Source organism: Hominisplanchenecus sp., from assembly GCF_046967715.1.
GTDB lineage: Bacteria > Bacillota > Clostridia > Lachnospirales > Lachnospiraceae > Hominisplanchenecus > Hominisplanchenecus faecis.
Window position 1 is genome coordinate 1 of sequence record NZ_JBKVNQ010000076.1, and the last position, 10,029, is coordinate 10,029.

Sequence of the window (10,029 nt, forward strand, 5' to 3'; positions counted from 1 at the left end):
TTGCCAGAAGACCTACCATCGGATGAGAAATACCAGCCGGGCATCTTACAGAACAACATCCGCAGCTTACACAGTCGAAGGATTCTTCTGCACATTTTTCAAATTCGCCTCTCTGAGCGTATGCAATATACTGCATAACATTCAGGTTCTGTGTACATGCTTTTGTACATGCATTACATCCGATACAGCTGTAGATTTCCGGATACAGTTCCATCATGATCTGCTCGGTCGGTCTGATCTCTTCGATGTCGTAAGTTCTCTTGTCTGTCGGGAAGAATGGAATGCTTGCTACATACATACCTTCCTGAACCTGTGTCTGACAGGCAAGACATGTTTTCAGCTCGTTCTGTCCTTTGATTCTATAAATAGTTGCACATGCTCCACAGAATCCATGACGGCAGCCACATCCTCTTTTCAGGGTGTAGCCTGCATATTCCATAGCTGTCATGATTGTTAAATCTGCCGGAACACTGTATTTTTTACCGAAAAAATATACATTTACCATTTCCTGCATTTTGTCGTACCATTCCTTTCTGTACTTTGTCTAGTGATCCTTTTCTTAGTACTCGTTCGGCAACTCGTCTACTTCATCGCAGCGGAATACCGGACCGTCTTTGCAGACATATTTGGAACCGATGTTGCAGCGTCCGCATTTACCGATACCACATTTCATACGAAGTTCCAGTGTTGTATAGCACTGAGAACGGTTGAAGCCCAGCTCTTCCAGTCCTGCAAGTACAAACTTGATCATGATTGGCGGTCCGCAGACCAGAGCGGTCTTGTCTGTTGAAAAACCGATTTCTTTCAAGTAAGTCGGAACAAATCCCACATGACCGTCCCAGCCTTCCTGCGGACGGTCGATCGTCAGATGTACATTGACACCCGGAGTCTTTGCCCATACTTCCTGGATCTCTTTCAGTTTTACGAGGTCATCTGCGGAACGTGATCCGTACAGGATGTCAACCGTTCCGTAGTCATCACGATTATCCAGTACATAGTTGATAACGGAACGCAGTGGTGCAAGTCCGATACCACCGGCGATAAACAGCAGATTTTTACCTTTCAGCTCTGTATCTACCGGAAAATTATTTCCGTAAGGTCCACGGACAGTAATCTCATCGCCAACTTCCAGGCTGTGCAGACAGTCTGTCAGTACACCACATTTTTTAATACTGAATTCCTGATATTCTTTATTTGTAGGGGATGAAGTAATGGAGAACATTGCCTCTCCGACACCCGGTACACATACCATTGCACACTGTCCCGGCATATGTTCGAACAGTTTTCCGCCGCCCGGAGCAGTTACACAGAATGTTTTTACATCCGGTGTTTCCTGCGTGATCTTTGTGATCACACCAACCTTCGGAATCAGTGTATCCAGTGTATAATTTTTATGACAGGTACATTCGCTCATTACTGTTCACCTCCCATGCTTTTGATAACTTTAACGATATTTAAAGAGGACGGGCATTTCTCCACACAACGTCCACATCCAACGCAGGAATACATGCCATCATTGTTTGCCGGGAAATAAACCAGCTTGTGCATGAATCTCTGACGGAAACGCTGCATCTGGCTTGTACGGTTGTTTCCGTGAGCCATCATTGTGAAATCAGAGTACATGCAGGAATCCCAGCAACGGTATCTCTGAACACCGTGTCCTGTATCATAATCCTTGATATCGTAGCACTGGCAGGTCGGGCATACAAAAGTACAGGTTCCACATGCAAGACATGGTTTGTACAGCTCTTCCCATTTCGGAGAATTGAATTTCTCTTCCAGTTTGTCTCCGCCCCATCCTTCCAGGGAAAGATTGGTATACGGAAGTTTTTCTACGATTGCACGGATGTTGTTCTTTTCTTCTTCCAGCTTGTCGCTGTCGGCATCTGCATTTTCAAGCAGGCTTTCCACTGCTTTTGTCAGTGCCTCACCTTTTTCTGTGATTGCTTTCCAGATCAGGTCATCGCCCAGCATCCATACAGCAACGTCTGCCGCTGATTTTTCCGGATCTGCACAGTCTACGCCAAATACCTTACAGAAACAGCTTTCTTCCGGTTCATGACATGCCATGGCAACGATGATTCCGTGATCTCTTCTTGCAGCATAAAATGTATCGATCGGATCAGCTAAAAATACTTTATCCAGTACTTCTACACCTTTGATGTCGCAGGCTTTCATGCCAAATACAACAAACTCCTGATCCTGTAATGCCTGAGGCTCGATCTTGATGTCTTTGCCTTCTCTCTCACAGCTATACAGATTTTCGCTCTGTGGAAAGAATACATCTTTTGGAGATTTTACGGTCTTTAAAGTTTCAACGTCAACTTCTGCGTCTTCGCTCCAAGGTCCGAAATTTACCTGTCCTGCTCTTCTGATTGGCAGATACAGTTCTTTTGTTTCTGCGATTGCACGGAATAATGCCGGCAAATTACTTTTCGCTATCTTGTACATACATTATCCCCTTTCTCCAACAATGCTTGGCTCTACATCGTCAAATGTAAAGTTTGTCAGTGGTGCTTTCGAATCTGTATCCTCTCCTGCCTGATATTCTCCGTAGAATTTATCAATATCTTTGATAAATTTACGGTTGAACAGATGCAGCGGAATACCCTGCGGACATACACGGCTGCACTCGCCACAGTCCGTACAACGTCCTGCTACGTGGAATGCACGGATAATGTGGAACATCTTCTCTTCGAAATCATCCACATTTGCCTTCTGTGCACTGTCGAATTTTGTGCTGTCAAATACACATTTACGGCAGCTGCATGCCGGACATACGTTACGGCAGGCATTACAGCGGATACATTTTGATAATTCGTTCTGGAAGAATGCAAATCTCTCTTCCGGAGACATTGCTTCAATCTTCTCTACTTCTGCAAAACGATCTGCATCTTTGGTATCTTTGGATTCGCCGATCAGCTCATCGTATACCTGATGCTCTTTTCCTTTGCAGACATGGCAGCGTCCCAGCATTGCAGATGCATAAGTGCAGGTCTTTTCGCCATAAATTGTCTGGATCGTCAGAGTTTCTGCATCATCTGTCATCTCGGCACCTGTAATGCTTTCGATACCTTTGATGCCCTGCTCTCTGATCTTTTCGATGGACAGTTTACCTTTACATCCAACACCGATGATAAAAGCTTTTTCTCTGTCTACACGATGTTCTTTGATCAGCTGGTTAAAGCTGTATGTATCACATGGTTTTAAGAATACCAGTGTTTTTCCTTCCAGCTTGGAAGCTTCGATCATATATTTGCTCAGGTTTGCACCGCAAAATCCATTGTATACAAAATTCTTCAGCTGGTCTTCGTTTTCAAAATAAGATGGTTCCGGATTATAAGGCAGATCGCCGGCTTTCCAGCCAAGCACGCGTGCCACGGTACCGTCTGCTAACAGTTCTTTCGCACGTTTGATCAATTCTTCCTGCATCTCAAATCCTCCAATCTTACGTTTTTACCAAGAGAATGAATCTTCTCTGCAAACTCGTTCATAGTCTGAGAGAATTTCACACCTTCAGCCGCAGACACCCACTCTACTCGTGTACGTCCGTTTTCCACACCGATAAAGTCCAGCATGGAGAACAGCAGTGTCATACGTCTTCTTGCATAATAATTACCTGTACTGTAATGGCAGTCTCCCGGATGGCATCCACACATGATAACGCCGTCCGCACCTTTTTCAAATGCTCTTAAGATAAACATCGGGTTTACTCTGCAGGAGCAAGGTACGCGGATGATCTTTACATCGGCCGGATAAACCAGACGGCTGCTGCCGGCAAGGTCAGCACCTGCATAACTACACCAGTTACAGCAGAATGCTACAATTTTCGGTCTGAATTCAGTATTTTCTATCGACATATTGCATCTACCTCCGCTAAGATCTGTCTGTTAGAGAAGCCCTGCAGATCCATAGAACCGGATGGGCAGGCAACGGTACAAGCACCACAGCCCTGACACAGAGCACTGTTTACCTGGGCAATACGGCGTACTTCACGGATACCGTGGTCGTTTACTTCTTTGTCAATATAGCTGATTGCACCGTAAGGGCAAACATTTGCACATGTAGAACATCCATTACACAGCAGTTCATCTGGTTTTGCAGTACATGGATTGGTCATCAGTTTATCTTTTGCAAGCAGACCAATTGCTTTTACTGCTGCGGCACCAGCCTGAGATACTGTCTCCGGAATATCTTTTGGTCCCTGACATACACCGGACAGGAAGATACCTGCTGTCGGAGATTCTACCGGACGCAGTTTTGCGTGTGCTTCTGTCAGGAAGTTGTTTGTATCGATACTTGCTGTCAGCATGGTAGCGATCTTTCTTACATCCGGGTTCGGCTCGATTGCTGCTGCCAGAACAACCATGTCAGCTTCCATCAGGATCTGTTTGTTGTCCAGAAGGTCAGAAGCCTGTACAAGCAGCTGTCCGTTTTCCTGCGGAACAACCTTTCCTACCTGGCCTTTGATGTAGTGAACGCCATATTCTTCTACCGCACGGCGATAGAACTCGTCAAAGTTCTTACCTGGTGTACGAACATCAATATAGAATACGGTAACATCTACATCCGGATATTTATCACGGATCAGCATTGCATGTTTTGCAGTATACATACAGCAGATTTTAGAGCAGTAGCTCTTTCCTCTTTCATCAGAACATCTTGATCCGACACACTGTACAAATACCATTTTCTTTGGTGCTTTATGGTCTGACATACGCTCCAGATGTCCCTTTGTCGGACCTGCTGCATTCATGATACGCTCCAGTTCCAGAGATGTAATAACATCCGGGCTCTGATTGTATGCATATTCATCATATTTATCCAGTTTGATCATATCAAAACCGGTTGCTACAACAATTGCACCATATTTCTGTGTGATGATCTCGTCTTTCTGATCGTAATCAATCGCACCTGCCTGACATACCTTTGAGCAGACACCACATTTTCCGGTCTTGAATTTGATACAATGTTCTCTGTCAATAACCGGTACATTCGGGATTGCCTGTGCAAACGGTGTGTAGATTGCACTTCTGTTGCTCAGTCCACGGTTAAATTCACTTGGAGTCTTTTTGGAAGGACATTTTTCCTGGCAGACACCACAGCCTGTACATTTATCCATGTCTACGCTTCTTGCTTTTTTACGGATATCAACCGTAAAATCACCTACGAATCCGCTTACTTTTTCTACTTCACTATATGTATACAGCGTGATCTTTTCATGTGCGGAAGCTTCCACCATTTTCGGTGTCAGGATACATGCAGAACAGTCCAGCGTCGGGAATGTCTTATCGATCTGGGACATTCTTCCTCCGATACTCGGCTCTTTCTCCACGATATCTACTTCATATCCGGCATCTGCGATATCAATCGCTGTCTGAATACCTGCGATACCGCCGCCGATAACCAGTGCACGTTTTGTTACACGGCTCTCACCCGGCTGAAGCGGTGCATTTAAGTTTACTTTTGCAACGGCTGCTCTCATAAGGATAACCGCTTTTTTTGTAGCTTCTTCCATATCCTTATGGATCCAGGAACAATGCTCACGGATGTTTGCAATTTCTACCATGTATGGGTTCAGTCCGGCTCTTTCAGCAGCCTTTCTGAATGTTGTTTCGTGCATACGTGGTGAACAGGAACATACTACCATTCCTGTCAGACCTTTTTCTTTAATTGCAGCATCTATTTTTGCCTGTCCTGCTTCAGAACACATATACTGATAATCTTCTGCATGGACAACTCCAGGCTCCAGTTTTGCCATTTCCACTACTTTTTTCACATCTACAGTAGCTGCAATGTTACTTCCGCAATGACAGACAAATACTCCTATTCTCTGCAATGAGTTCACCTCCAACTTTCTCTCATTTATCTCTTATATCTTCTGAACGCACTTACCAGAAGCTGCTGTGGCAGTTCCGGATCCAGAAGTTCTGGTATTTCTTCTGCTTTCAGATAATCTGCACCTCTCTGACGCACAACCATCTGTCTTGCTGCATCAATCAGTTTTCCAGGTTTTACATCTCTTGGACATCTTTCTACACATGCGAAGCAGGAAAGACATTTCCACAGAGTTTCGGACTGCATCAATGCATCAATATTTTCTTCTGCTACATAGGATACAAACTGATGTGGCTTGATATCCATTTCATTAAAAGCAGGGCAGGTTGCGGAACATTTGCCGCATTTCATACATTTCTGAGGATTTGCACCGCTGATCTCTTTGATCTTTTCTGCATTATCTCTTGCTGTTTTCATTATTCCTGCACCTCCTCTTTCAGACCCAGTGCCTCTGCAAGCAGTTCTGTAAAGTAATGAACCGGAAGCTTGTTTGCACTTGTGCTGGTGTTCAGATTATACAGGCACAGCGGACAGGCTGTGATCAGTTCTTCTGCTCCCATTCCGGCTGCAGAATCCATGATGCGGTCAACCATTTTTCCGCTCATTTCTTTTTCTTTCAGGGAAATATATCCTCCGCAGCACTCGTTGCGGTAACCGTAAATAACAGGTTCTGCTCCGATCGCACGGATAAAATCTTCAATAATGGTTGGATTTTCCGGGTCATCAAATGCCAGTACTGAGCTTGGACGAAGAAGCAGACAACCATAGTAGGCACCTATTTTTCTTCCTGTCAGCGGTTTTACCACTTTTTTCTTTAATTCATCAAATCCCACTCTGTCACGCAGTACCTCTAAATAATGAAGTACATTTGTCTCACCTTCATAAGGCTGCTCAAGCTGCATATAATTATTTGCTCTTGTGCGGATGTCCTCCACATTTTTCATATCATCATTTACACGTTTTATTACGTGATGACATGCTGAACAAAGCGTAACAAGATCCTGACCTTTTTCTTTTGCATCATTTAATGCACGAACAGAAGAAAGTTTGCTGGCAATCTCATCTGTTCCCAGCGGATATACACCGCCGCAGCACTGCCAGTTTTCAATCTCTTCCAGCTCAAATCCAAGGGCTTTTGCAGATTCTCTGCCGTAACGATCCAGATCTTTCGCTTTTGTTTTCAGAGTACATCCAGGAAAATAACTGTAAACCATTTTTACCTCCTGATGCCGCATATTTGCGATATTTTATTTATAGTAACTTTATACATAACAGAGAATTTTGAAAATTCTGATTTTCATGAATATAATGTTCTGTATCGCATACTGCATACCTTAAAATTCCCTGTTATTTTTCAAACATTCTTTATACCATTATTTGTAACGGTTCAGTCTTTTGACAATCGCAGTACAAAATCCATCAAGTTTCTTTCTCTATGGTGTTTTGTCTGCTGAAATCTTACAGTTCGATCTGTGCAATAACAGATTTCAGTGCATCTGCACTCTTCTTCAGTTTTTCAACTTCTTCGTCTGTCAGAGGTACCGGAACTTTGCCTTTCAGACCGTTCGGACCGATCATGCTCAGTGTACTTAAGCATACATCATCAATGCCGTATTCACCGTGCATCATAGAAGATACCGTTGCGGTAGAATCATAAGCAGACAGCAGAAGTCCGCACAGACGACATACAGAAGCAGATACTGCATAGAATGTAGCACCTTTGTTTGCAATGATCTTTCCACCGGATTTCTGTACATATTCAAGCATTGCATCTTTATCCAGAGTCGGGATTTCTTTGCCGATATTGTTCATCAGTGTAGTGTACTCATCAATGTTTGCACAGGAAATATGTGCACGTGACCACGGAATGAAAGAAGTATCACCATGCTCACCAAATACATAAGCGTGGATGTTCTTCTGTGCAATATCAAAATGCTCTGCCAGTCCACAGCGAAGTCTTGCTGTATCCAGGATCGTACCGGAACCAACAACCTGATTCTCCGGCAGTCCGGAAATTTTTGTGAATACATAAGTCATGATATCAACCGGATTGCTTACGATTACGTAGAGAGCATTTGGTGCCTCTTTAACAATTTTCGGTGTGATATCTTTGAGAATATTTACATTTGTCTGTGCCAGCTCAATACGTGTCTGACCTGGTTTTCTTGCAATACCAGAGGTGATGATAACGATATTGGAATCTTTCGCATCCTCATATTCACCTGCTTTGATATTGATCGGGTCGCGGAAGCAGGTTCCCTGGATAATATCCATAACTTCTCCTGCTACTTTTTCTTTATTGATATCAATCAGAACGATCTCAGATGCGATATCCTGATTAGATAACGTATAAGCAATTGTAGACCCAACACTTCCTGCTCCAATGATAGTAATTTTGCTGCTCATAAATTACTCCTTTCCTGAATAAGTTTACTGATATTGTCTATTTTTTAACAAACTCTTGTTTAAAACAGGGAGGCCGCAAACTTAAATTAGCAAATTAAGTTGTATACCTCCCATTAAGTTCCAAAATCCGACAATATACTTCCACGCACATCACATGGATGTTATCTGCGACTGCAAGACCGAAGCTGCAATTTTATCCGCTTAAATCATAGCTCCCTCCATGCAACGTCTTAAAATATCATACCATGTCAGCAACACTTTCACAAGTAAAAAATGAAAAGTTTTTATCAAAATTTGATATACGCGTAAATTCAATGGACGCATCTTATATCCCCATATCTAAAGCAAAGGTTTTTTCGATGAATTGGATAATTTTTCTAATTTCTAATATTGTATCAGATATTTCTTCAAATATTCATAAATTTCTATCTCCGTCGGCGGACATCCTTTTACAAAATGCTCAAACCTGCAAGTACAGTTTCCAACCCCCAGTTTCCCGCTTTTACCGCGGTATCCCTGTCCAACAGCAATTTTACAGTCCAGTTTCTCAAACAAACCTTCCTGTTTCAGCATATCCAGTGCCGGGATCAGATAGCCATAACAGGCACTGCAGGACTCCACTTCCTCGACAGCATCCTGCAGTTCAACAATCTTTCGCTCCCTTGGAATATCCACATCTTCCCAGCCCTTCCATACTGTTTTGTGGATATCTTTCACTTCTTTTGCTTTTCTGTTGATATCTTTTCCACTTGCCGTTTCTTCTGAACCTTGTTCTTCTTCTTTTGTTCCTTTTTCGAATCTGATCTGTATCAGATTCGCATGTTCCAGATCAGTAGAACCCACACCAAGCTCCTCCGCCATAACCAGATATGGAACGTCTTCTCTCCTATAATAAAGCATCTGACATACAAACGTATCACATAAAACCGGATCTTTTGCTGTCAGAATCCGGTTCATAACAACCGGATTTCCCCCATCTTCAAAATCCAGATCCCCACAGATATTATCCACTACAATAAAATCCTGATGAATCCCCACATTCAGATGTGCGATCGGTTTATGCAGACCCAGCTTATGAAAGTGCCTCTTCTCCTTATTTGGAATCAGACCTTTCATATTTTTCAGAGCACAGGTAATCTTCGTCTGGCAATGCCCCTTCAGAACCGGAACATTGATCAAAAAATCCAGCTTTCTCACACTGTTGCAGATTTGAAGTTTCATTCCGACACAATCCACTTCACTGCTTTCATCGAGCTGCATATCCCAAAATGGTACGTTATATTTTTCAACCAGCCTGTCATATCCACAGACTTCCATAGATTCCGAAGTTTTATCCCCAACCCAGGAACTCTCCAGCATCACGATATGTTGACAACTTCTTTCTTGCAAATATTCAATAATTCCCGCCACAATCTCCGGATGCGTCGTTGCCCCATAAGAAGCCTCCGTCGGTGATACCAGATTCGGCTTGATCCCGATCACCATCCGATCTGCTTCTTTTTGCTTCTGATCTGCCTTTTTTTCAATCTCCCCCCACAAATCAGACTGTGCAAGGATTTCCTTTGTCATTTCCTTATATTCCGTTCCGGAAATCATATATAAATCATTTTTCTTCAAATTTCCGCCCTCCTTTTTCAATATCCGCTTCGCTACTTGCTCATGAACGCAGTCGCATATCCGTTTTAAGCAACAAAAAAGCACTACTCACTATGAGTAATGCTTTTCTCGAATCATGAGGCATCGGGGATTCGAACCCCGGACAACTTGATTAAAAGTCAAGTGCTC

At 43.2% G+C, this 10,029-nt stretch carries 10 protein-coding genes; all 10 read right to left on the bottom strand.

The window, feature by feature from the left end; translation table 11 throughout:
- A partial coding sequence (locus ACLTL4_RS10055) for a 4Fe-4S dicluster domain-containing protein (protein WP_412291047.1) occupies positions 1-514 on the bottom strand: 514 nt, incomplete at its 3' end.
- 45 nt (positions 515-559) lie between these two features.
- Positions 560-1,414 carry an FAD/NAD(P)-binding protein gene (locus ACLTL4_RS10060; protein WP_022118349.1) on the bottom strand — a complete coding sequence of 285 codons (855 nt, stop codon included), beginning with the start codon at positions 1,412-1,414 and terminating at the stop codon, positions 560-562.
- Positions 1,414-2,451: a 4Fe-4S dicluster domain-containing protein gene (locus ACLTL4_RS10065; RefSeq protein WP_022118350.1), complete on the bottom strand. Its 1,038-nt coding sequence runs from the start codon at positions 2,449-2,451 to the stop codon at positions 1,414-1,416. The genes ACLTL4_RS10060 and ACLTL4_RS10065 overlap by 1 nt, the downstream gene beginning before the upstream one ends.
- Before the next feature lie 3 nt (positions 2,452-2,454).
- Positions 2,455-3,432 carry a 4Fe-4S dicluster domain-containing protein gene (locus ACLTL4_RS10070; RefSeq protein WP_022118351.1) on the bottom strand — a complete coding sequence of 326 codons (978 nt, stop codon included), beginning with the start codon at positions 3,430-3,432 and terminating at the stop codon, positions 2,455-2,457.
- Positions 3,417-3,860 carry a hydrogenase iron-sulfur subunit gene (locus ACLTL4_RS10075; RefSeq protein WP_022118352.1) on the bottom strand — a complete coding sequence of 148 codons (444 nt, stop codon included), beginning with the start codon at positions 3,858-3,860 and terminating at the stop codon, positions 3,417-3,419. Before ACLTL4_RS10075 ends, ACLTL4_RS10070 begins: the two co-directional genes overlap by 16 nt.
- Positions 3,851-5,839, bottom strand: a complete 1,989-nt coding sequence (locus ACLTL4_RS10080; RefSeq protein WP_022118353.1) for a CoB--CoM heterodisulfide reductase iron-sulfur subunit A family protein — start codon at positions 5,837-5,839, stop codon at positions 3,851-3,853. The genes ACLTL4_RS10075 and ACLTL4_RS10080 overlap by 10 nt, the downstream gene beginning before the upstream one ends.
- 26 nt (positions 5,840-5,865) lie before the next feature.
- Entirely contained in the window at positions 5,866-6,255 is a 390-nt protein-coding gene (locus ACLTL4_RS10085) for a 4Fe-4S dicluster domain-containing protein (RefSeq protein ID WP_022118354.1), read from the bottom strand.
- Complete coding sequence (locus ACLTL4_RS10090) at positions 6,255-7,052, bottom strand: CoB--CoM heterodisulfide reductase iron-sulfur subunit B family protein (protein WP_022118355.1); 798 nt, start codon at positions 7,050-7,052, stop codon at positions 6,255-6,257. The genes ACLTL4_RS10085 and ACLTL4_RS10090 overlap by 1 nt, the downstream gene beginning before the upstream one ends.
- Positions 7,053-7,296: 244 nt before the next feature.
- Positions 7,297-8,244, bottom strand: a complete 948-nt coding sequence (locus ACLTL4_RS10095) for an L-lactate dehydrogenase (RefSeq protein WP_022118356.1) — start codon at positions 8,242-8,244, stop codon at positions 7,297-7,299.
- Between the two features lie 384 nt (positions 8,245-8,628).
- Positions 8,629-9,861: a DUF362 domain-containing protein gene (locus tag ACLTL4_RS10100; protein ID WP_412291048.1), complete on the bottom strand. Its 1,233-nt coding sequence runs from the start codon at positions 9,859-9,861 to the stop codon at positions 8,629-8,631.
- Positions 9,862-10,029: the final 168 nt, after the last annotated feature.

Excerpts from the sequence above, each read along its gene's own strand:
- ACLTL4_RS10060 (WP_022118349.1), bottom strand. The coding sequence starts at position 1,414 with ATGAGCGAATGTACCTGTCATAAAAATTATACACTGGATACACTGATT.
- ACLTL4_RS10065 (WP_022118350.1), bottom strand. The coding sequence starts at position 2,451 with ATGTACAAGATAGCGAAAAGTAATTTGCCGGCATTATTCCGTGCAATC.
- ACLTL4_RS10070 (WP_022118351.1), bottom strand. The coding sequence starts at position 3,432 with ATGCAGGAAGAATTGATCAAACGTGCGAAAGAACTGTTAGCAGACGGT.
- ACLTL4_RS10075 (WP_022118352.1), bottom strand. The coding sequence starts at position 3,860 with ATGTCGATAGAAAATACTGAATTCAGACCGAAAATTGTAGCATTCTGC.
- ACLTL4_RS10085 (WP_022118354.1), bottom strand. The coding sequence starts at position 6,255 with ATGAAAACAGCAAGAGATAATGCAGAAAAGATCAAAGAGATCAGCGGT.
- ACLTL4_RS10090 (WP_022118355.1), bottom strand. The coding sequence starts at position 7,052 with ATGGTTTACAGTTATTTTCCTGGATGTACTCTGAAAACAAAAGCGAAA.
- ACLTL4_RS10095 (WP_022118356.1), bottom strand. The coding sequence starts at position 8,244 with ATGAGCAGCAAAATTACTATCATTGGAGCAGGAAGTGTTGGGTCTACA.